Below are 24,924 nucleotides of genomic sequence, written 5' to 3'. Positions count from 1 at the left end.
CTCCATGGCTTCCTCAAACCTGCACTCCGCATTGACCCGCTCTGCTACGACAGTGCGGAAGGGATTGCTTCTTGCCGGTGGGTTGCTTGCGGTGGTGCTCGTGCTGGCTGTGCTGCTCGTCGCCGGGATCACGGACTATTATCTCGGATGGGAGCCATCCTCGCGGAAGATGTGGGTACTCTTCGTGCTCGCCGTGCTGGTGGTGGGAGTTCTGGTGGCCGTGCTGCGGGCGCGATTGCTTCCGCTTCGGGATGTGGCCGCGCGTGCGGATGAGGCCAGTGGTGCGGGACGCAGGGAAATACAAAGCGCGCTCGAGCTCTCGGAAGAGGAGACTGCGGACGGCACGCTGCAGCAGTATCTCACGCAGCAGACCATCAACAGGTCAGTAGGTCATCTCGCCAAGGTTCCTCAAGCACATCTCTGGCCGCGTCGCGAGACCCGGCAGGCGTGGCTCGTGGCCGGTGGTGCACTGCTCCTGATGATTGCACTGGTGGCGTTGCAGCCGCGCGCTTCGAAGATCATTACACATCGTTTTCTGCATCCCGGAACGGAACTGGCCCCTTACAGCCCTCATGAGTTTTCCCTCGGGAAGGGGGGGGCGGAGGTGGTCTATGGCCGTGACATCAGTCTCGCTGTGGATATCACAGGAGCGCCCATCGAAGAGGAAGTTCGTCTGCTGACCCGGCCCGACGGAGGCGGTGAAGTGACCAACCTGCCCACCTTCCGTGAATCTGGCACGCGCTTCACCAGGAAACTCGAGGGTGTGACCCAGCCGTTGGAGTATGCGTTTTCCCTCGGTCGCGGTCGCTCCGTATGGAAGCCGCTGGAGGTGCTCTGGCAGCCGGAGCTGGAGGCTGCACAAGTGGAGGTGCGCCCGCCCGCGTATGCTGGCCTCGCGAATGCGCAGTTCCTTCTCGGCACCGAGGATCTGAGGGGCTTGCGCGGCAGCCAGGTGCGCCTGCGCGCGCTGAGCAATCGTCCACTTTCCGGTGGTACGCTGGAAGCAAGGGCGCCGCAGGGACGCGAGGTCATCGCTCGCGTGGATGGCGTGCCGCTTGAGGCTGGGGGCAAGGAAGTGGAGTTCCGCTGGAACATCGAGGCGGACTGCGTGTGGACGCTCAATCTGCGGGACGTGCGTGGTGGCCAGATGCAGGATCCCGTGCTCATCGCCCAGCGTCTGCTGCCGGATGAAAAGCCGAAGGTGGAGCTGACTTCTCCCGGACCGGTCGCCTTTGCCACACCGCAGAGTGCGGTCACGCTTGCCTGGGAGGTGGAGGAGGACTTTGGCCTGGAGCGTGTGGACCTTGTGCGCGCTGCGGATGGGTTCCGCGATCGCACCCGATCGCTGACGGAAGGTCCCGGAGAAAAGAATCTCAACATCACCCGCGAAGTGAAGTTGCCCACACTGGGTGTGCGCCCCGGCGAGACTCTGGAGTTCATGCTCGAGGCACGCGATCGCAATCCCAGTCTCCTCGGTGTGGGAAGCTCTCCTCCCGCACGCGTGAAGATCATTTCCGAGGAGGAATATGGCGAGCAGGTCCGCCTGCGCACCACGCTGGCGGAGTTTGTGGAGCGCTACCGCGCCCTGCGTGAGAAGCTGGAAGCGGCGCAGAAGTCCCTGGAAAAGGTCGCAGAGGCCGCGAAGGCTGGTGATAAGGACAAGCTGGATGAAGCCCGCAAGGAGGCGGAGAAGGCGCAGCGTGAGGCCGCGGAATGGTTTGAGGCGTTTGCCAAAGAGTTCCCCGCCTTCGCCACGGACAAGGAACTCAGCGAACTCGCTGGTGGCCTGAAGGAAGAGCTGGAGAAGAATGCGGACGAGTTGCAAAATTCCAATGACTGGAGTGATCCCGCGAAGGCACAGGCCCTGGCGAAGAAACTTGGCGAGCGTCTGCAGCAAGGGGCGGAGCAGCTCGCGCAGCAGGAACAGGAAGCGAATGACCTCGCCGCCGTCGGTGGTGTGCTGGAGATGGCTGCGGAACTGCAGGCAGCGCGAGATGAACAGCGGGAGGTGAGCGAAGCTCTTTCACGCCTGGCGGAGGAGGTTGCGCTCGGAAAGGATACCAACCGGCACAAGCTCCCCGGACTGCGCGCGCAACAGGCTGCGAATCACGAGCGCATCAAGCGCGTGCAGGAACAGCTTCCCGGGCGCCTGGAAAAACTTCCGGAAGGATATGAAAACCTGAAGCAAGGTGCCGAACGTGTGCTGGATCAGATCGATCTCCTGCAGGTGCCCAAGCAGATGTCGGATGCCACCAGCAAGGCTGGGCAGGGCAAGCTCACTGGCGCCGCTGCGGATTCCGTGCTGGCCCGCGCGAATCTGGACCAGATTCTCGGCTCCTCGAATGACGACTTCTGCAAGACCTGCCAGGGATCGCAGCCCGGCTTCTGCAATGGTCAGGGCATGGCAGAGCAGGCGATGGCCCAGATGCTCGCTGCGTTACGCGGTCGTGCGCAAGGTGGTCGTCAGGGAAACTCGCCCGGCTCCGGTGGTGCGGGTGGTCTTGGCGCAGTTGGCGGAAGCGGCTCCGCAATGGAAGGCATGCAGCTTGAGGTGCCCATCATCGGTCCTCCACGAGTGAACCTGCGCCAGCCGCCGAGCAGTCGTGGAGGGAAGGGGAACGAAGCCCGCCAGACCCATGCGTCCGATGAAAGTCCGAAGGCTGCGGATCAGAACCATCTGCCCTCTGCCACTTCTACCCAGGCTGGTGGACGCGCCTGGCGACCGGAGGACGTGCCGCCGAAATATCGCGAGGCCGTGAAATCTTATTTCTCAGACGAACCCAAAACCAAGGAGAGCGCCCCATGAAACCGGCATTTCTCATCAGCAGTGCCATGGCGATCGTGGCTGCCCTGGCTCCCGTACCCAGCTCGAGTGCCAAGGAAGGCATTGTCCAGTGCGGCAATCTCATCTATGCCGCGGGAAAGACCTCGACGTGCTTCAGCGATGAATTCCTGAGCACCGCGCAGAAGGAGACCAGCATCGCCACGGATCGCAGATTCAAGGCCGTGAAACTCTCCGGGGAGGAGCTCTTTCTCTTTCCCTTCGCCATCATGACGGGGGAGGGTGACTACACGCTCGCGCCCAAGGAACGTGAGAACATGAAGAAGTATCTCACCAGCGGGGGCTTCCTGCTGGCCTCGGCCGGTTGCTCCAACAAGGAATGGGATCGCGCCTTCCGCCGCGAGATGAAGACCATCTTTGGCGCGGAGGCACTCAAGAAGCTGCCGCTGGATCACGCCATCTTCCGCACCGTGTACAAAGTGAGTGATCTGGGGCTGAAAAAGTCTGAGGGGAATGGCCACCTCGAAGGCATCGAGCACAATGGAAAGCTCGTGGTGGTGTACTCAGCCGATGGGCTCAACAACACCGCGAATGCGCCGGGCTGCTGCTGCTGCGGGGGCAATGAGATCACGAACAGCCTGCAACTCAACGTCAACATCCTCGCCTATGCGCTGCTCCACTGAGGTGAGCAGCAGATACACCTCCAAGGGTGGCGAACGTAGGAGGCTTCTCCAGAAGCCTTGCTCCGCTCCGATGACATCCGCACTGCTGCTGGCGGCCGTGGTCTGTCTTTTCGGAAGCAGCCATGTGCATGCGCAGAGCCCCGCGACTGGTGCTTCTCCCGCCGTGCCGGCAGTGCCTCCGGCAAGCGAAGGGGCAGCACGGGTGAAGCCTGTGGAGGATTCGCTCAAGTACATCGCCGATGGTCAGCTCGCGAATGTGCTGCCGGCGGATTGGGTGGAAGTGGCGCGTGTGATGGGAGACCCCAGCATCCGCAGCGTGGTGATGGAGCAGCTGCGCAAAGCGGAACCCTTCCCTGCGCGTCCGTGGGTGGACATGCTTGCACATCATGATCTCACTGTGCGCCTCGGAGCTTTGGAAGTGCTGGAGGACTACACGGGACACGATCTCGAGTTTGACCCGTGGGAGGCGGATCCTGAGCAGAGAAAGGAATCCCTCGCACGCTGGTCTGCCTGGGCGGACGGCGGTGGCAAGGCACTGCCCGGCACTAGTGGAGCCACGACGCTCTCTACGGAGATGATGCAGGGATATCTGCGCGATATCATGTCGGGGGAGCCGGCGCCAGCGGAGCGCGCCATGGCGAAACTCAAGCCTTTCTCGCATCAGGCCATAGGCTTCATCGAAACTTTTCTCACCACGCAGTCCAGTCTGCTGGAGGGCATGCGCGGCCGCCTGAAAGAGGCGCAATACCGCCTGCTGCTCGATCTCGCAGGCGTGCGTGATGCGAGATTGGTGGCGCGGAATCTGGCCATCGGCACCAGGGATCAACGCGTGGAGGGACTTGATCTCATTTCTTCCGCGCCCAAAACCGTGCTGCCCATGGTGGGGGAATTGCTTCGTGATCCGGATGCTCTGGTGCGTGAGCGCGCCATGGATGTCCTCCTTTCCATCGGCAAGGCGGGCACCATTCCCCTGGCGGAGCAGCATTTGAAAGGGGAAAAGGATGCCAATGTGATTCATGCGGCGATCCGCGCCCTCGGCAAAATCGAAAGTTCCACTTCGGTACGAACGTTGACGCCTTATCTGACCTCGGACGATGAAGACATGGTGGCGACGACCTTGCAGTCGCTCAGTCTTCTCGGCTCCCAGGCACATTCAGCGAAAGTACAAATTGAGGGCTGCCTCCAGCACAGTGCCTGGCGTGTGCGCGCTGCCGCGCTGCAATGCATCACCAAAATCCGACTGGGTGGGCTGGAGAGACAGATCGCCGAATTGATCGATGATGATGACAGCTTCGTGCGCGCTGCCGCGGTGATGGCGCTGGCCTCGGTCGCGGGTGATTCCGGTGGGTACGGTTCCTTTCCGCCGCGTGGCCGTAGCTCCCCTTCAGACGGAGTGGATGTGACCCAGCGCTTGGTGGACGCGTTCGAAAAGCATGATGATTTGAAGGCGATCATCTTCAAAGCTTTCGGGCAAATGAAGAAGGCAGTGCCGCCGGAGTTGCTGGACTCCCTGGGAGATCTGCCACCAGACATTCTGGTTTCGGCGCTTGCCACGCTGGACAATGGCAATGCCGAACAGAAGGTGCTGCTGAAGTTCGCTGCGCATACGGATCTCGATGTTTCTTGCACCGCGTTGCGAACGCTCGCGAAATTCTCCAGTTCATCGAAGGAGGTGAAGCCCGTCCTGGTCATGGCTTTGTTGGGCAAGAACGCGGCCAAACGCGATGCGGTGCTGGACAATGTGCGATGGTCCGCACCGGCAAGCGGCAATCGCGAGTGGGAAGCAGCGCTCAAGAACTTCCAGTTCGAGCAACCACAAGCCCCCGCGCCATCCCCAGTGCCCAAGGTGGACAGTCTGGAGAAGCAGCTCATGCGGGCTTTCATTCCTGGTGGAGAAGCAGCAGCCACAACACCTCCGGTGGCTCCCGCTGCGGGAGATGTCCCTCCAGGCAAGCCGAAGGGGCTGGTTGATTCCCTGGCGAACGCCTTCACTCCGAAGAAGCCTTCAGGCGATGTGGCTGCGACGGCAACGCAGCGACCCAGTGCACCGGTGACTGGAGAACTGATTGAAGACGCTCTGAATCACCTCGCTGGTTCTGCGGATCTCTCAGGTACGGGAGAGGCCTCCCGTGTGGCCCGCCAGGCGGCGCTCACGCTCGTCATCGCTGGCAGCGACTGGGCTGTGAGGCACTATGAGCCGGTGCTTTCGAAACTGGATGTGCAGGATCGCGCAGAACTGGCGGATGCTCTGGATCGCAATCCATCTCCGGCGTACCTCCCCACCTGGCAGGCGTTGTTCAATGATCCGTCGCGCGAGGTGCGGCAGCGCGCCATGCGATCCGCGCTGGAGGACGAGAAGCGCACTGCGGTGATCCGGTTTGGGCTCATGCAGTTGATGCAGCCGAAGACCTTGCTGACTCCCGCAGAGGCTTATGGCTACTCCATCGAGAGCCTGGCTCGCGATGATAATACAAAGAAGCTGATGCTGGAGTCTGCGCGGCAGATGGTTGCTGTGGATAAGAATCCGCCTCTGCAGATCCTGGGACTGATCATCCTGCGACAGTCCGTGACGGTTTCTGATAGGGAACTGGTAGCGAAGCTTGCCAAGTCTCCCTACTACTGGGTGCGTCGTGCGGCGGTGCTCACACTGGGGAGGGTCGATTCCAAGGTGTCCGAGGAAATGTTCCCGGCCATCGCCGCCGATTCCTCCGCGTGGGTGCGTGAAGCAGGCGCAGCCAGCTATGGGAAAGCGCTCAAGGCGTGGAAGCATCACTTCGATGACAATACGGAAGTGAAGGATGAGCTGTATGAGTCCGACTATGACTTCAATCGCAGCTCCGGAAGGTTTGGAAGTTCCGGTGGCTCATCTGCCTTAAAGCCCGAAACCATCGAGCTCCTGCGCATGCTGACACGTGACTCGGAAGAGCGTGTGCAACTCTGTGCGTGGCTCGCGCTCTTGGTAAACCGGCAGGAGGTGGACGTGGAGGCACTGTGCGCCCTGCTGGATCGTTCTCCAGATCGTGAAACATGGTCGCACAGGCTGGCGGACTTTGTGGAAACCAACTACAAATCCCTGGGGCCAGCCCTCCGTCCGTTGCTGGAGCGTGTGGAGTGGAAGTACATTCAGGCGAACAAGGTGCCAGCTATTGAGAAGCATTTCGGCATCGGAGGAAGCGATGGGAAGGACATGGGGATGGATTTCGCGGCGTATGCAGAATCCTCCGGCCCCGCCACGGCGCTCGTGCCTGCGCCACAGTTTGTCACTCCGGCACCGGGTTCGGAGGCGGAGCCGCTCTATGAGATCCCGCTCACAGCGGAGGTGAATGCTGTGTTCTTCTACAATCCTGGCTGTCCGGATTGCGAAACAGTGCGGCGTGATCTGGCGGCCCTGAAGCGACGTTTCACCGGGCTCAAGGTGCAGGAGCACAACATTCGCGACACCCAGGCCGTACTGCTTAATGAGGCCCTGAGCCGGCGCTTTGCCGTGCCGCCGGACAAGCGACAGGTGTCTCCTGCGGTTTTCTTTCAGGAGGGCGTGCTCATCAAGTCGGACTTGAATCGCTTCGCGATGGAGAACCTCATTCAGGACACTCTGCGCGCCGGTGATTCGGCGATGTGGTTCCAGACGCAGAAGGAGGAAATCGCCGCTGCGAAGGAGGTGGTGCAGCAACGGTTTGAAGGCCTGCAACTGATGGGCGTCTTCATGGCCGGACTGCTGGATGGCATCAACCCCTGTGCGTTTGCCACCATCATCTTTTTCCTCAGTTATATGCAGGTCACCCGGCGCAGCCCGCGTGGCATTCTCGCGGTGGGTGTGGCTTTCATCGCGGGCGTTTTTATCTCCTACTTTGTGCTGGGGCTTGGTCTGGTGGAAGTCGTCTCGCGCATCGAGGCCTTCCGCACAGCGGCGATGCTGCTGAATTGGGCGCTGGCCATCGCCTGCCTGGTGATTGCATATCTGAGCATTCGTGATGCACGACTCGCGCGTGAGGGACGGCTGCAGGACATGGCGCTGCAGCTTCCCGGATTCTTGAAGACCGGCATCCGGGGGGTCATTCGCACCGGGGCGAAGAGCAGCCACTTTGTGATCGCCGCCTTCGTTTCGGGCATCATCATCGCTGCGCTGGAACTCGCCTGCACGGGCCAGGTGTATCTGCCCACGATTGTCTATGCCATGAAGACTGGCATCGCGAGCGCAACCGGCTTCCTCCTGCTCTACAACGTGGCGTTCATTGTGCCGCTGGTGGTCATCTTCATCCTCGCATGGAGAGGCATGCGCAGTGAGGCGCTCATCCGCTTCCAAAAGACCCACACCGCCACCGTGAAGTATGCGCTTGGCGCGCTATTCCTCCTGCTCTTCTTCATGATTGTGTGGAGCGGTCGGCTTTAGGGGCCTGGGAAAAAGGTGAAGTACTGGAAGGATGGCGGCAGGGTCTGCATGATCACTTTCACTGACCTGCAGGCTGCAAAAAGGTGCCGCACAGTCGTCGTTACACTCCGGATCCTGCTTTCTCGAGGAAGGGATGCGGCGTGGGATCACCATCAGTGATGTTGGATGACTTGGGCTTTTGGAACGTGCTGCCTTTCGTGGAGGGGACGTGGCGACGGCTCTGGTGCTCACCACCGTCCTCCTCAGCAGTTGTCGTCTGATAGGAGGCTTGCATGTCTGCCTTGTACTCCGCCAGTGCCATGAGTTCAGCGAGGCTGCGTCCAGTGACAGTGGGATTCCAACCGAGCACGGAGCGGGCCTTGGCAATGCCGGCCTGCAGGCAGCTCGGGTCGAAGCTACGATAGAAGCGAGGGTGTACGGTGATGACCGTGCGTCCCGTAAGCACATCGCGAGCGCACTCCTGCAGACCCCTGCCTTCAAAGGCAATCTTCATGCCGAGTGCAGAGAAAACCTCGATGGCAAACTCGCGCACCGACATGGAGGTGCCGGTGCCAAGCACGAAGTCGTCTGGCTTGGCCTGATTCAACATCGTGCGCATGGCACGTACGAACTCCGGTGCGTAACCCCAGTCGCGCGTGGTATCGAGACTGCCGAGCTCCAGCACCTCCTGAGAGCCTGCCGCAATGCGACCCGCGCTGGCGGCGATTTTTTTGGTCACGAAGTTCTCGCCTCTGCGCGGAGACTCGTGATTGAACATGATGCCATTCGAGATGAACAATCCGTAGGAGTCGCGATAGACGCGGCAGAGATTGGCCGCGAATGCCTTGGCACAGCCATATGGAGTCACCGGACGGAAGGGGGAGTTTTCATCATGCTCGGTCGTCTTCGAGGAGGAGCCGAAGACTTCTGAAGATGCGGCGTGGAAGATGCGCGGGGGATTGTCCATGTCCCGGCAAATCTCCAGGATGGTGAGCATGGCCATGCCAGCCTCCTCGCAAGTGGACTCCGGAATTTCAAAGCTCAAGCCCACGTGGCTCTGGCCCGCGAGATGATAAAACTCGCGGGGTTGGACCTTTTTGAAGATGCGTCTGAGTGAGGTGCCATCGGTGAGGTCCGAGTAATGGAGGAAGAGCAGCCGATCGTAGACGTCCGGGTTGGTCCTCAGATGCTCAATGCGTGAGCGGTTGAAGGAACTCGCCCTCCGCACGATGCCATGCACTTCATACCCTTCCGCAAGCAGATGCTCGAGCAGGTAGGATCCATCCTGACCGGTGATACCGCTGATCAATGCTTTTTTCATGGCGGGATTGGTGGGGGATGTCTTGAAGTGAATCACCGGCTACCATGCATCATCCAGAATGGGCCATCGTGCCGCAAGGATTTCGTTTCTCGCAGAGAGCATCGCTGTCAGGGGCATGTGCAGGTGCATGTGCAGGGAGCGAGCAGCCTGCCCGCGCCGCAGCATGCGACAGCGTGGTTCCCTGATGCAATGGGGATCACTGGTGGAGAAGTGGCTCGAGCCGGGTCTCCTATTATGGCCTCACACATATGCTATTGCATCGGAAAAATGGGACCCTCGAGTTCCTTGCATGTGGATGGGGGTTACGGAACGCCCATGCGGATGCATTCTAAAACCGAGGCTCAGGCTTGGTGGATCAGCTCAACAAAGCACCACGGGGAAGCGACGGCCGGACCGCGCATGGCCCATTTGACGTCCCATTATTTGATGGATTTGATGGCATTCTTTTCCCTAAGTTAGGGTGAAGAATGGAGGAAATATGCACTTTTATTGCAACTGATTTGCCCTTTTGGCGCGGTCGGAGGAAGTTTTCATGACGTCTTAATGGGGCCGTTTAGAATTGCCATAACCGCGATTATAGTGGGTATTCAGTACCTCTCCCTAGGATTTGTTGTATAACGTAATTACAGAAATCTAGGGGATAATCTTAAGCGAGAAAATTTGTGGAGTGGCTCCGTTCTGCGGGGGCGTCTTGGCGTCGAATGGATTTATAGTGAGTATGTTATGGTTCGGGTCGGGTGGAATTGGTATCGAGAAAGAACCGCAATTCTACCGGCAAAACTTGAATGCTCAGATGCTTGCATTCGTGCAAACAGCATACATGCAAAGTACTTACCGTTGTCTAAGCAATTTGCTTGGACAGAAACCAAGATTCTGCTGAAATTGGTGTTTGTAGCATCCGCACTGAATCCTTTGCTCCCATTTCTCCCATGCTGAGGCGGCCACTGAGGCCTGCCGCTTGCACAGCGCGCCCGATTCGGGCGCGCTTTTCTCGCTCTGCGAGTTTTTTTCACGCACACACCTGCCCGTCCATTTCCCGTATGAACCACTCCAGCCGGTCATTTTTCGCATTAGGCCTCCTGATTGCCTTGGCGACATTCCTGCAGTTGGCACCACCGTCGGAGGCCGCTACCGGCACCTGGACACCCACTGCCAGCGGCACCTACTACTGGTATGACACCAACTATGGTGACGCCAATTTCCCGCGCATTCCCGTTTGGGGTGTGACAGGTCTTGGGACGGACGCCAGCCCATTCATTTTGAACTCCATCCCGAATGCTTCGGGAGACACAGCCAACATCAACATCGATATTCTGGGCAACCAAGTCATTCTGCTGAACGCGCCTACCACGCTAGGCATCCTGAATCTGGGCGATGTGGATGGCAGCCATGGCATCACCATTGCTGGCGGCGAGGGCGGTTCCCTCATCTTCAACAACGGCGGCGTGGCCGCGCAGTTGAACAAGGCTCTGACTTCGGTTTCCACGGACACGATCAGCGCCAACATCACCCTTGCGGACTCCTTGGGGCTCTCGATTGCCGCGGGACGTCTGGACCTGACGGGGGTTATCTCCGGCGCTGGCGGACTCACCAAGACCGGCAACGGCAGTCTCTTTGTTTCAGGCGCCAATACTTACACGGGGAATACGACGCTGAGTGCCGGCACGATTTTGTTGGGTTCCAGCACCGTGGGCGGCCTGGCCGGTTCCACCATCACTTCTGGCCCCCTTGGGAGGGGCACGGTCACCATCAATTCGGTGGGACCTGTGGTGCTCCAGTCGGATTCCGCGGCGACCCGTACCCTGAGCAACGCCATCACAGTCGGTGGAAACTTCACCCTCGGGGCGTCGGGAACCGGCTCCGTCATGCTGGGTGGCACGGTGAACCTGGGTGGAGCGAACAGGACCATCACTGCGGTGGGGAACCAGTTCATCACCGGTGTGGTCTCCAATGGTGGCCTCGTGCTGTCCAGCCCCGGCACACTGCACCTTCGCGGGGCGAATACCTATGCGGGGGGCACCAATCTCAGCGGTGGCATCACGGTCGTCGCGGGAGCCAATGCTGCGCTGGGCACAAGCACCGTGACCGTGGGTGCTGGCGGTGTCACCCTGGCGTCAGACACGGCGCGTACCTTGAGCAATGGTTTCACGCTTAATGGAAATCTGACAATCGGTGGCAATGCCCTGACTGGGAGCTACGACGGTCTGACTACCATCAGCGGCACGTTCAACCTGGGAGGCGGCGCCCGCACCATCACGGTGAACAACAGCATGCCGACCACGCTGATCAACGCCAATGCCGACGCCATTACCGGCGTCATCTCCAACGGCTCTTTCATCAAAGAAGGCAATGGCCGTCTTTCCATCGGCTCCGGAACCACGGCGAATACCACCGTCACCGGCTGGACAATCAATAACGGCGTCCTTCAGTTCAACATGACGGCAGCCACGAATGAGAACGTGTTTGGCACGGCACCCGTAGCGTTCAATGCGAGCTTCCTCACGCTGTCGGGCGGCACCTTGGCCATCAATGCGACGGTCCAGACCCCGTTGGCTGCGAATCGTGGTGTCACTCTCACAGCAGGGACCACGTCTACCCTCGACATCATGCAGAATCAGATCTTCCAGATCGGTGCTGGAACGACTCTCGCACAGAGCGCACTTTCGGGTTCTGGCGACTTGATTAAAGTGGGCATTGGATCGGTATTTATTCAGGGCAATCACACCTCCACTTGGAGTGGCAACCTCTCGATCGTGCAGGGCCTGTTCGCGGCCGGTACCGCTGCATCCGCTGGCAATGGCGAGGTGCTGGCTGCGGTGAGTTCCATCACCATTCATAGTGGAGCGTCATTCAGGATCGCCAATGGTGATGCCACCGCGAACAGCTCCACCAGGGTGAATGATGCTGCGACCATCACCATGAATGGAGCCATCCTCGATTTCGACAACGGCGCCACTGCAGACCTGGTCTATGCGGAAGCATTGGGAACCGTAAGCCTCAACCGCGGTGCCAACACCATCCTCACCGACGTGGCTGTAGGCATCGGCACTTCGACCCTTACCATCGACAACTTGACGCGGTCCGCCGGCGCCACGGTCAACTTCACCGGTACAAACGTGGGCAATGACGCCCTGAACCGCCTGGTGTTGACCAATGTCAACGGCGCGGCCCCGACCACGCTCCCGGCGGTCTCTCTCAACGGCGCGCCCATTGCCAATCGCTACTTCATCGGCGGATGGGCCATCGCTGGCAATGAATTCGCCATTTATGACACCGGCGCCACGGCAGGCTCCGTGCGCGCCATGCAGGCGGCGGATTATGAGACGAGCACCTCAGACATCAACTGGAGTTCGGATGAAAACCTCAAGTTGACCACAGGCACGGCGAACATGTCCGTCAGCCGCACGGTAAACTCCGTCAATATTCAGCAGAACGCCGCCCCGGCGACACTGAACATTGGAACAGGGAATACCCTTCGCGTGGGAAGCGGCGGCATCCTCGTGAGCGGAAGTCAAAGTGGCAGCATTACGGGAGGCACGTTGGTGGCGGGCGCCGCAGCTGATTCGCCAGCCGAGTTGATTGTCACCATCAACTCCCCGGCAGCAAATCCGCTGACCATTAGTTCGAACATCACCAACAACGGCACCGGAGCCCTCTCCCTGGTGAAATCCGGCATTGGTGTGCTCAATCTCACTGGAACCAACAGTTTCACTGGCGGCGTTTACCTCAACCAGGGCACCATCCGCCTCACTCCCGGCCTGAACGGCACCTCGCTGAGCCTGCCTTCGTCCAACAACATCTCCGTCGTGAATGGCACGCTCGCCAGCACGGGCGCCACTGCCCTGGTCATCCAGAACAACATCACCATCTACGACACCCTGACCCTCGGTGACGCCACCGGCACCGGGCGCCATATCCTGACGGGAAACATCACTCTCAATGCACCCACGGGGGGCATTGCTTCCATCGTTGCCGCCAGCACGGTCAGCACGGGCGCGACGGCTCAAATCATGGGGAATATTTCGGGTGGCAGCCTTCGTATCGCGCACGCCAGTTCTGCCGGCACGGGTCGTGTGGCGCTCATGGGCAACAATACCTTTGCCGCGACGGATCGCATTCAGGTGGACTCTGGGTTCCTCACCGTGGGCAGTGCTGGAGCATTGGGCAGCGCCAAGATTGTGATGAACGGCGGCGGCCTGGAAACTGGCTTTGGATTTCGTGGCGCGATTTCCAATGATGTTCTGCTGACGGCCAACTCCACCATCGGCGGCGCGGTGCACGGCCATCCGCTGATTCTCTCTGGTACCATCGATTTGGGCGGCACCACGCGCACCGTCACCAGTGACGGCAATGGAGTATTCACGGAGTTCGCCGGAGTCATCACCAATGGTGGATACACCAAAGCCGGCAATGGCATTGCGATCTTTACCAATGCCAACAACAACTACATGGGTGGCACGGTCATCAATGACGGCTACATCCACCTGAAGGGCAATGGTGTGGCGGGCGCCAACGTCGTTGGCAACGATATCTCGTTCAGTTCTACAGTAACCGCCGACAGCGGAATCAAGCTGGATGGACCTTCGAATCTCGGGTCAAACCAGGTCCTCAATTTCAACCTTCCCGTTCACACTACAGGAACGCAGTCACTGTCTTTGGGCACCGGCTTTAGTGGCAACAGCAACAGCAACCGCATGCTGGGCTTCAGCACCACGGGGACAGGCATCATGAACATCCGCCTCGCCAACACCGCGGGAGGCAAGTTCCTCATTTCGCTGGATGGCCTGACGCTGAATCAGGATCTCATCGGAGGGGTGGGCGGTACGAATGCCGCCGCTGGTAACGTGCGCGTATGGATTGGTGCATCGGCCGCTGGCGGCACGATTGCGGGACCAATTAGCGCAGGGTTTGGTGGAAACTACCGCCTCGGCGGTGGTCTCGACGCCGGCGCAGCTGCCAACAACTTGGCAGGCACGCTCAGGGTGAATGAAAACGTGCTTTCCGGTTCCGGTATTTTGTACATCGGCGCGGAGGACAACGCTGCTCTCTCCAATATCGGAAACAACTCCGTGGTCTGGATGACGGGCGACCAGGACGGTTTCTCAGGCACGGTGAGCATCGGTGCGGGTGGCATCCTCAACGTCGCAGAGGGTTCGTACCTGGGCACCGGAACGAACATCACCTTCCGTGGAGGCACACTCCGCATCCTGAATGAAAGCGGTCTGGCCGGATTTGATGACGAACACATCAACGACAGCTTTGCCACCAAGAACATCAATGTCGGCGTGGGTGGCGGCACGCTGCGGCATGACAGCGGCACGGGTAACTTCAGCAACCAGTTCGTGCAATTTGGCGCGCTGAGCATGGATGCCACCGCAGGAGCCGTTACCCTGGCCATTGCCGATGGTGGGGTGAACAACGGCGGCATGCTGTTCTCCAGTCTCACCACGACTGGTGCCAACCAGGCGATCATCAATGTGAGCGGGAATTTCGCGCGCATCACGGGCGCAGTAAGCGTTGCTGCTGGCCTGCAGAAGGCAGGAGCGGGCACTCTGATCTTTGACACTCCCGACAGCACCACACTTGGGGGAACGTTGGAACTGAACGGTGGCTCCCTTGTGCTGACCAATCCATCCAATTTCACCGCACCTGCCACCACTGTCACGACCGCAACGACGGTGATGGCGCGCTCGAATGCCAACGCCTACTCACTCAATCTCGGCCCCGTGGCCCTGAGCGGGGGCAACTTGACGCTGGTGTTCGGAAATCTGAATAACAGTGGAGCCGCTTCTTCCACGGTTACCTTTGGCAGCGCCATCAATCCCACGGTCGCATCTCGCGTCCTCTCTGTGCGCGCCTTTGACAACACCACGGTGAATGGCACGGGAGCTGTCACTCTGGCGAACGGATTCAATCTCAGCTACGATATTCAGGCCGGATACTACAATCAAAGCGGCGTCATCGGTGGCGGGAACACCAGTTCTGCCATCATCAAGACCGGTCGTGGCGTGCTGGAACTCTCGGGAGCCAACACCTTCCAGGGTGGCTTGCAGGCACAAATCGGGACTTTGCTGCTTACGAATAACAGCGCAGCCGGTACGGGAGGCATCTCCTTCACCGGTGGTTCCGGATCGCTCCTCTTGGGCTCAGGCATCACGGTGAGCAATGCGCTGTCCATCACGACAGGTGCGGTCAATACCAACGTCATCGGCGGTCTCAGCGGAAACTCCACGTTCAGTGGCAACTTCAATCTCGCTGCAGTCGGAGGACTTACGGTGACCCCATTCCTTGCTAACTTCGACGCTGCGGGTACCACCACCTTCTCCGGGATCATCAGCCAGGGTAATGCGGGTGTGAATAGCATCCAGAAAATAGGCAGTGGCAGAGTGGTGTTCAACAACGTCAATACCTACGGCTCGGCCGCGGCAGTAACCAATACCGTGCAACGCGGTATTTTTGAGGGTGTGGCGCAAGCTTCAGGCTCTCCCTTTGGCCACGCCCAGAACAATTTTGTGATTGGTGGTGGAACTCTCAAGCTTACCGGCCTCGCCTCCGCCACGGCCACAACGCATACGGGATCGCTGGTGGTTGGAGGCAATAACTACGGGGGACGCTTGGTTATTGATGCCACGGCGGGGGGCGCCACGGAGTTCACGGTTGGCTCGCTGGGCGCACGCTCGGGACGCGGCACGTTGGTGGTTGTCCCACAAGTCGGCGATTTCGGCGGGGGGGAGGTCCTTAGAATTACCAACGCACCGTCCGGGGCCAACTTTGGCAATGGTATCATAGCACCTTACATCATCCTGCAAAGCAGCGGCACCGACACCGCGGGCAACTTTATGTCCGTGATCGCCGGCAACATAGTGGGGGCGACCTACGCCGCCGGTATTACCCAGGGCGATTTCGCTACCCTTTCTACCATCTCAACCACGGTGTTTGCCAACAACCCGAATACCACGCTCACGGGCTCGAAGGATGTTTACTCCCTGCTCACGTTCGGCGACATCGACCTAGGTGGCTTTAGGGTGAACATCGGTGACCAGGCTGTCACTACCAATCTGGTCAGCGGCCTGATCTTGAACAGTGGCGCGGACATCACTGGCACTGGCAACAGCGAACTGCACATGGGCAGCTCGGAAATGAATGTCTTCGTCGGCGGTGGGAACACCTCCACGATCTCCGCACGCATCGCCAGCATCGACAGCACCAACTCCGCTGCGACACTCACCAACACCGGCCTGACGAAGTCGGGTGACGGTACATTGATTCTGAGCGGGGCCAATCGTTACACCGGCCTTACCACGGTGGCGGGCGGCACCCTCCAGGCAGGGGCGGCCAACATCCTTGGCCAGTTCTCCATCAACCTGAAAAACCAGGCAAGCGGCCTGCAGATTGCCGCAGGCGCCACCTTCGACATGAGCACCGCAGGCTACGACCAGATCATTGGTTCACTGGCCGGCCAAGGCACGATCGACATCGGTGCCAACAGGCTCATTGTTGGAAACGACAACAGCAGCACCGTATTCTCCGGACAGTTGGTCGCCGACGCAAATTCCACGTTGTTGAAAACCGGTACTGGAGTTCTTGAACTGACCAACCTGCTGACGGGCTCCTTGGGGAACGACACCCCCACGAACATCTTTGTGGATCAGGGCACCCTGAGGGTTCATGCGTCTGATGGTGCGGCAATGGTCTTGCCCAGTGGCGATACCTTCGCCGTGCAGACCCAGAGCGCCCTGGCAAGTGGCACTACCTTCAACATCCGGGGCGGTACCCTGGACTTGCGCTACAACACTGGAGATGTGTCGAGCAATGCTCACACCCTTCGCACCGGTTATAACATCAACAATGTGCTTTCAGGCACCATCAACACCGATGGCGGTCTCCTGGGGGGGACCAACTACACCAACAAGACGGTCAGCGTCAACAATGTGTCGGTCAACCGCTTCACCCTGACCACCGGCAGCGGCAACACCATCGTGCTCCAGGTCGACGGCGTGCTCACGATGACAGAGAATGCCAACCTGAACATTGGCAGCGACCTGGCCATCGGTACAGGTGCCAATATCTCGGACGGCGGGAACTACAACACCCTCAATAAGCAGGGCGGTGCCGGCCTCAATGTCAATGCAAACACCACGTTCGCGGGTGGCACGGTGGCCTCCTTGGGCAGCATCCGGTTTGGACAGCGCGGCCAGTGGTCAAACAGCTACGAGGAAACCCCTTCTGCCGCTACATTCACCTACAACAGCACGGCGAAGCTGGGCACGGGTGATATCTGGATGAACTCGTTCAACAACGCCAACGCCATCAACACCATTCGCCTTGCTGAGACCAACCTGAATGCAGGCCAGCTCCTCTTCGTGCGGTCTGCCGGCATGGGAGGCCACCAGACCCAGGTGGAGGTCATGCATGACGCAGCGCTTTCCAGCTATAATCTTCGCTCGACCACCGGGGGCTCACTGGCGTTCCTCCTTGGTCCTACGACCAACAATACCAACGTCGGTCGTTGGACGAATGAGATCAATCTCCAGCAGCTCGGTAGTGGTACGTGGGGTCTCTCCGCCGTGACTGACGCCGTCTATGACAACCCGGTGCTCGGTGCTGGTATTGGTGAGATGTACCGATTCTACGGAACCAATGCCGGTTCTTTGATCTTCAACCGCACCAATACCCTCACTGGCGACAATCGCCTCCAGATTGGCCAGAGCGGTGCACAGTTCGGAGCCACCAACAGCATCAACAGCAATGCCATCGTGCTTCTCGATGCTGACCAAAACTATACCGGAGCCACCACGATTTTCCGTGGAGCTCCGCAAAACTCCAACTATCGCCAGACGCCAGCCAATATCCTGCGGGTCTATGGCGACCTCGCTACCAGCGGCATTGAGAACTACGGCCGCCTGGAGTTCATTGGAGCCGGTCGGGCTACCGACGACGCTGGCGTTAATGTGGTGCCGATCACGCTCCGCATTGGTTCCTACCTGAGCTTTGACTACATCTCCGGCTTCACCAGCCAGGTGAATACCGCCGGCAACTATCTTGCCGACACCTCCACTGGCACTGGCATCAACCCGGCCAATCTCACTAATAAGTTCCAGGATAATGCGATGCTCATCCTTCCCGGGTCCACGCTTGACTTGAGGAGCTTCAACCAACGCGATACCCACGAAGTGATCGGTGGCCTTACGATTCTGGGTCTGTCGGACATCGTCCTCACTCCAAACACCAATGCTGCCGTTATCCTGGAAATTGGCTCCTCCGGCATTGTCTTCAACAGCGCCAGCGACACGCTGCGCATCACCGGCGCTGCTTTGGGAACGGCGCAACCTACCGGCGGCTCCGGCACTGCTCACACCCGGTTTGTCTTCACCAATCTGGCCAATGCACCGGCTAGCGTGGGAACCCTGACAAATGGAGTTTCCATGGTGTCGCCTCGCTACTTCTACAGCAACAGCAACACATTCCTCACCTACACGCACGGGCTGGGCTTCATTCCGGTTGCCCCGAATGTCACCAGCACCACGGCCTCATGGACCACGGGTACCTCCACAGATTTCGTGGACCTCACGACAAATGCGGTGACCTCGGTGGGTGTTTCGAATGTGTTTGCCCTGCGCGCGGGAGTAGGCATGTCTTCTGGAGGCGCCTATACCCTCAACATTGGCAGCGGAGGTGTGATCTTCAACAACGGTGCGAACGCCACCTTCACTGGATTCCAGAGTACCACCCAGGGTAGTGCTGCCGCTGGAACGTTTGCCTTCACTGGAGATGCCTACATCTGGGCGGTTGGCGGGTTCCAGCAGTGGATCCGCAACAACATCACGACCGGTGGCGTGCTTTCGATCAATGGTGTGTCAGGCTCGCAGGTCGTTTTGTCCGGCAACAATACCATCAACGGTGACATCGTCCTCAACGGCGGCACCTTGAACATCTATAACTCCGCTGGTGATGGTACCAATTTCTGGAACTCGGGTGCGGTCAATCCCACGGGCGGATCGGGCACGAACATCGTGTTGCTCGGCACGAACAACAACAATGCGGCCAACGTTCTGCCACGACTGGAACTCCGTACGGTAGGCACCGCTACGGTCACTTCACGCAACATTGTCATCGGAACTTCCACCCAGGCGGTTCCGTACGTGGAAATCAGCACGGACCGCGCAAACGGAACCAGCTCTGCCTCGATGGTGACCATTGGCGGTGGGCTGACCGTGCAGGGAGCTGGAAGTGAGGGGACCATCATCCAGTTCACCCATGGCAATGACTACGATCTCACCATCTCTGGTCCGATTGCGCTGAACACAAAGACCACCAACTTCAATGTCAACAATGGCACCAATATTGTTCATGACGTCATCCTCGCAGGGGTAGTCTCGGGCAGCTCAAGTCTGGTGAAGACCGGTGGTGGCCCGCTTTGGCTGAGTAATGCCGGCAACACCTATTCCGGTGGCACCTATCTCAATGCGGGCACGCTTCGACTGAATGGCACCGGTAGCGCTACAGCCACCTTCCTGGGCAGTGGCTCACTGGAGGTGAACGGCGGCACGCTGCTCATCAATGGCGCCAACACAGATACGCTGAACTACGCCTCCGGCACTGGCAACCACATCGTCGTCCGTGGCAACTCGACTTTCAGTGTGCAAGGGGCCACGCGGTTGATGCGACTGGGTGCGGTGAGCACGATCTTCCAGACGCAGAACAGCGCCGTCATCACCTTCAACAGCCCGGCAAACAGCGCGAACATGCAGTGGATGGGTGGCCTTGCCATCTATGACAATGCCAACTTCTTCGTGAACAATGATCAGGGCACCACGATTCGCGGTGGTTTGGTCATCGGCAGCGCCAATGCAGCCAACGTGTTTACGGGAAGCGGCAACCTCCACAAGACCGGCTTCGGCAACCTCACCTTCAACCGCGGCACTGCTGCCAACACGTTCACTGGTGATATCAACGTCTATCAGGGCGGCCTTCGTGCGGAGACGGCCACGGACACCTACTCAAATGGGGGTGAAATCCGCGTCATGCCCGGTGCCTGGATTGTGGCCCGCGCCAATGGAAACGCGACGTACAACCCGAACCAGTTGGTGTACTTCATGTCCAACAGCACGGCACAGGCAGGCATTGTGCTGCGAGGCACCTCCGGCACGGATGCCTTCAGCAATCACCTGAATGCGGCGAGCATCTTCACGGGCAATGCCGATGGCAGCGCCGTGGGTGGGGCAGGCACTGGAACGAATGGAGGCAACCTTGGACTGGAAGGCACGTACGGTGGCGCCCTCATCAACATGGCCAACGTGTTTGGTGGCTACTGGTACTTGGGCGGTGGTCAGATCAGTGGCACTTACAATCTGGCTTCACTCGGTGCGGGTGCTGCGGACACGACTCTCTATGGTGCTTCCAACACCGGTGTTTATCGCCTCGGCGGTGGGGACGGTACTCTCACGCTGAGCACCGCAAACTTGCTGACGGGCGTTAATGCCGCCGTGCAAGTCGGCAAGCCATGGACCGTCAACGGCCGTGGTGCCGTGGAAATTGCCGCGAGCAACAACTACGGCGGCGGTACCGTGGTGGCCATTGGACGTGACCGCGCTGGCGCTCCCACGCTGAATGGCCTGCAGACCACGGTTGGTGGTGGCGCCTCGGCTGGCACGATTACTCCCTTCGGCACGGGACAAGTGGACGTCTATGGTCGCGTTCAGTTCCGTGGAAGCTTGGGTTCGGCTGTTGGATCGTCGGTGGACACAAATGACAACGTCTATGTATTCCATCCCGGTTCCCGATTGGTATTCGACTTCAACAATGGAAACACGCTGACTCAAGCTCAGGGCGGCAAGTGGGGTGACACGACGGCCATCAACATGAATGGCTCCACGGTCGAAGTCTCGGGCTTGGACAACAGCAACAGCTTGAATAACATGGAGCTGGTAGGCGCCATCAATTTTGACCGCATGAATGAAATCCGTGTGGTGCGCAACAACACCAACGGCAATGCACTTCTCGAAGCAGCAAGCCTGAACCGCATTGCGACCAACTATGGAATGGTGCGCTTCACCCACAACGCCAACAACCTTGGTGCTGCGGCTCAAACTCGTGTTTCGAACGTTGCGGGGGCTGAAACCTTCATCGTCACGGCCGGAGTCGGCACCGCAGGAAATGGCAACTGGGGGGCGCCAAGTGGCACGGGTCACTACTCCCTGACAAATGATGCGGTGATGCTCAACCCCTACCTGGTGAGCGCCAGTGACAACCAGTGGATGCGCTACAGCTCGACCAATGGAATGCAGACGTTGTTCACCAATGGAACCACGTTTGGAACCACCTATCAGCGCCTCACGTCGGGAAGCACGATTGGTGCGGGTGCGACGAACACCGCCAGTGGCATCACAGTCATTACGGGTGGCGCAGTGACTTTTGGCACGAACTCTCCCTTCCTGAACAATGGGACGGAGATTCTCGACATCAGCCAGAACGCCGTGATGACTCTCACGAGCAACCTGGACATTCTCGCATTGCGATTCGGTGGTGCGGGTACCACGACTGCCTTGGTGCAAGATGCTACAAACACCTTCACCACTATTCAAATCCGCTCTGGAGGTCTCATCCTCAATACCAGCAACAACGAAAACGCCATTCGCGCCAATTTGGTGTTCGGAACCGCGAACACACCGGGTGTGGCTTATGTGTATTCCGTGCAGAGCGTCACGAACCTGGATGGCCAGATCACTGCGACGGACTTCGTGAAGTCTGGCGGTGGCTCAGTGCGCATCGCCCAGGACCAGCGCTCCTTCGCGGGCAAGTGGATCGTCAATCAGGGCACCTTGGAATTCGATACGGTGTATGGCGCGGGCATCAATGGAACCAACCAGATCATTCTCAATGGTGGATTCCAGGGGGCTTCGGATACGCTGGGTCTTCCGACAGTTTCCTTTGCCACCCAGAACGGCAGTCAAAACCTCTCCGGGGACACCACGCTCTCGACCTTCAGTCATGGGACCATTACCGTGGTGGATGCCGGTCACCTGCGCTTCTTCGCCCCGAGCGACCGCCAGATCCAGATTGGCAATGTGCTGCTTACCACCACGGGGACTACCAAGCGTCTCCAGCCGGGTTTCCTGCAGGTTACCAATGAGAACAGCCGCACCATCAGCAACATTGGCAACGTCACCCTTGATGATGACTTCATCTTCAAGATTGAGGCCAACAACTTCGGCAGCACCACCACTCTCGGCATGGGCTCGACCGTGGGTGCCCGCTTCAACAACCTGAACAACCAGGGTCTCTACAGCATCACCAAAATCGGTGATGGTGTGATGTACCTGGGTGACATTTCAAGTTCGTTCACGGGTGCCCGTACCTTCACGGTGAACGAGGGTGCCGTTCGCGCTGAGCACGCCACAGGTTCTCTCGGGGCCTCGACGGTGAACTTCATCGTCGACAATGGAGGTGCCCTGGATATCGCCGTTGCGGGTTTCAATCCGCTGGCCAATCTGATCCAGCGCAATGGTTCCATCGAACGCTGGTCGGTGAATGGCGCGCGCGGTGGTGCGAGCTACACGCTTGGAGCGGGAGTTCACCTCCAGATCAACCAGAGCCAAATTGGTACCCAGACCATCAATCTCAACGGTGGCTCCCTCATGGGGTATCTCGCCGCTGACCTGGATGCCCTGGCCGTCATCCGTACTCTGGATACCGGCATCACGGTCAATCTTCAGGCAGACAGCTATCTCGGCCAGATCTATCCCTTCAGCGGCACGCTGGCCTACGACATGGGCAAGCAGAATGGCTATGTGGCAGATCCCTTTAACCCGCGCCTCCTGGGAGCCCTGCTGGATATCAAGGGCCAAATCACAGGTGCCTTCAACCTCACCAAGGTGGGCACGGACGTGATTCAGCTCAGCAACGCCAACAACACCTACAACAACACCATCATCGAGGGTGGGGTGCTCATGATGGGCGTGAACAACGCGCTGCCGACGACCAAGAATGTCACGATGAAGGCAAACGGGGTGCTGGACCTGAATGGCTTCACCACCACCACGGGTAGCATCACTGGCACCACGGGCACCATCACCAGCGGCGCCACCACTGCCACCAACTTCAATGTGGGAGCGGACAACACGGACTTCAGCTACACTGGTGTGGTCGCACAAGGCGTGCGCATCGTGAAGCAGGGTACGGGTGAGTTCACACTTGGCTCCGGAGGACAGGCTGCGACCATTACGGCAGGCAGCAAGTCGGTGACGGTCGCCAGCACGGCTGGCTGGTACGTCGGCATGTCGGTCTCCGGCCCGGGCATTCCTTCAGGTACCACCATCGCTGCGATCACCAGCGGCACCACCATCCTGCTTTCCACGGAAGCGGTTGCTGCCGGCACCCGCATCGCTCCTGCCAATATCCATTGGGGTGGCATGGAACTGGTGGCGGGTCGTGTGAAGGTGTCTGATGACGCTGCCCTTGGCCTCGCACCGACCTCAGAGGCGACTGGTGCGAACAACATCACCTTCTCCGGTGGTATCCTGCATGTTGCAGATACGTTCGCCACGGCTGCCACACGTGGTCTGCTGGTGAATGCGGCGGGTGGCTTCATCGAGGTGGATGCCTCCAAGACCTTCACGGTGGGCGGCAAGACGGTGCTGAATGGGCGTATGACGGCCGGCGGAGCGGGTAACTCGGTCTTCAATGGTGTGATCAGTGGTTCTGGACCCTTTGTGAAGACGGGAGCTGGTACCACGACCTTCAACGGAGTGAACACCCAGACGGGCAAGGTTCAGGTCGACCAGGGAACCCTGGCTTTGGGAGCGACAGGTTCCATCGCCGATGCAACTTGGGTTGAAGTGAAATCCGGAGCGACCTTTGATGCCACCGCAGTCACGGGTGGCGCCCAGATTGATGGTGTGGTGAGCGGTCAGGGAAATATCACGGGCACCGTGGTCATCACCAGCAACAAGGGTGCAGTGAGCAATGTGGGCGTGGTGATGCCCGGATCCTCCACGGTCGATATCATCAGCAGCGCAGGCGACCAGAACGGCACGCTCACGTTCCAGAACCTCACGCTGGCCGGCTCTGCCACTCCTGTGACTCGCGCCCTGCTCACGGTCACCTCGTCCACGCTCAACGATGCGCTGAACATCAAGACCAACATCGACAATGGCACTCTCCTCGCCTACCTCAACTCCCAGGAAAACGGATGGAACGGGGCAGCCATTGGCGATCATGACTCCATCGTTGTCAGCGGCACTCTGACGCTTGGAAAGGGCGGGCAGATTGTGGTGGAAGGATGGACGCCAGCCTTTGGCGACGTGCTGGACCTCTTTGACTGGACCAGCGTGTTGATCAATGACTTCAACAATGGCGCGGCTCTCTCTGGGAATTCCCGCCAAGGTGGTTTGATTGGTGACCTCGCCCTGCCGACGCTTGGCGCCGGTCTTTCCTACGACCTGACGCTCTTCAACACCAGCGGCTTGCTTGTGGTGGTGCCGGAGCCTGGCAAGGCTTTCTTGCTGTTCTTCGGCCTCGCCGCATTCTGCCTGCGCCGCCGCCGTCCGCGTGCTGGTACCAACGGAGTGGAAGGCTGAGCCGGGTGCTTCAGGGTGCCTGTGGCCCCTTGCGTTCTGAAGAAACGCAAGGCAAGGGGGGGCCTATGGCTACCAGCACCTGAGCCCTGCATCATCTACCGTCCATCGCCTGGCTGGGGGGTTCTGGTCAAATTTCACCTGCGTGCTGCAGGGATTGGACGTTCGGGGTATGGGGAAAATTATCCTCGATA

General features: G+C 59.3%; 5 protein-coding genes. 4 read left to right on the top strand and 1 reads right to left on the bottom strand.

What is annotated here, in order from left to right; translation table 11 throughout:
- Positions 1–4 precede the first annotated feature (4 nt).
- The 3 genes from DES53_RS10325 to DES53_RS10315 all read left to right on the top strand — a co-directional run bounded on the left by DES53_RS10325 (position 5) and on the right by DES53_RS10315 (position 7,855).
- Positions 5–2,806 (top strand): coiled-coil domain-containing protein, encoded by a 2,802-nt coding sequence (locus tag DES53_RS10325; protein WP_113958190.1) that lies wholly within the window; start codon positions 5–7, stop codon positions 2,804–2,806.
- Positions 2,803–3,465: a DUF4159 domain-containing protein gene (locus DES53_RS10320; protein ID WP_113958189.1), complete on the top strand. Its 663-nt coding sequence runs from the start codon at positions 2,803–2,805 to the stop codon at positions 3,463–3,465. Before DES53_RS10325 ends, DES53_RS10320 begins: the two co-directional genes overlap by 4 nt.
- 70 nt (positions 3,466–3,535) lie before the next feature.
- Complete coding sequence (locus DES53_RS10315) at positions 3,536–7,855, top strand: HEAT repeat domain-containing protein (RefSeq protein ID WP_170157001.1); 4,320 nt, start codon at positions 3,536–3,538, stop codon at positions 7,853–7,855.
- Between the two features lie 100 nt (positions 7,856–7,955).
- Here the strand turns inward: DES53_RS10315 and DES53_RS10310 are convergent, their stop codons facing one another.
- Positions 7,956–9,155 (bottom strand): GDP-mannose 4,6-dehydratase, encoded by a 1,200-nt coding sequence (locus tag DES53_RS10310; RefSeq protein WP_113958584.1) that lies wholly within the window; start codon positions 9,153–9,155, stop codon positions 7,956–7,958.
- A 1,088-nt stretch (positions 9,156–10,243) separates the two neighbouring features.
- Here DES53_RS10310 and DES53_RS10305 point away from each other — a divergent pair.
- On the top strand, positions 10,244–24,733 hold the full coding sequence (locus tag DES53_RS10305; protein WP_170157000.1) for a beta strand repeat-containing protein: 14,490 nt from the start codon (positions 10,244–10,246) through the stop codon (positions 24,731–24,733).
- The last annotated feature ends 191 nt before the right edge of the window (positions 24,734–24,924 follow it).

Source organism: Roseimicrobium gellanilyticum, from assembly GCF_003315205.1.
GTDB classification, from domain to species: Bacteria; Verrucomicrobiota; Verrucomicrobiia; order Verrucomicrobiales; family Verrucomicrobiaceae; genus Roseimicrobium; species Roseimicrobium gellanilyticum.
The sequence above is the reverse complement of the archived record's forward strand: the minus strand, read 5'-3'. Positions and strand labels throughout refer to the sequence as shown.

Coding starts and splice junctions, on each gene's coding strand:
- DES53_RS10320 (WP_113958189.1), top strand. CDS start 2,803: ATGAAACCGGCATTTCTCATCAGCAGTGCCATGGCGATCGTGGCTGCC.
- DES53_RS10310 (WP_113958584.1), bottom strand. CDS start 9,155: ATGAAAAAAGCATTGATCAGCGGTATCACCGGTCAGGATGGATCCTAC.
- DES53_RS10315 (WP_170157001.1), top strand. CDS start 3,536: ATGACATCCGCACTGCTGCTGGCGGCCGTGGTCTGTCTTTTCGGAAGC.
- DES53_RS10325 (WP_113958190.1), top strand. CDS start 5: ATGGCTTCCTCAAACCTGCACTCCGCATTGACCCGCTCTGCTACGACA.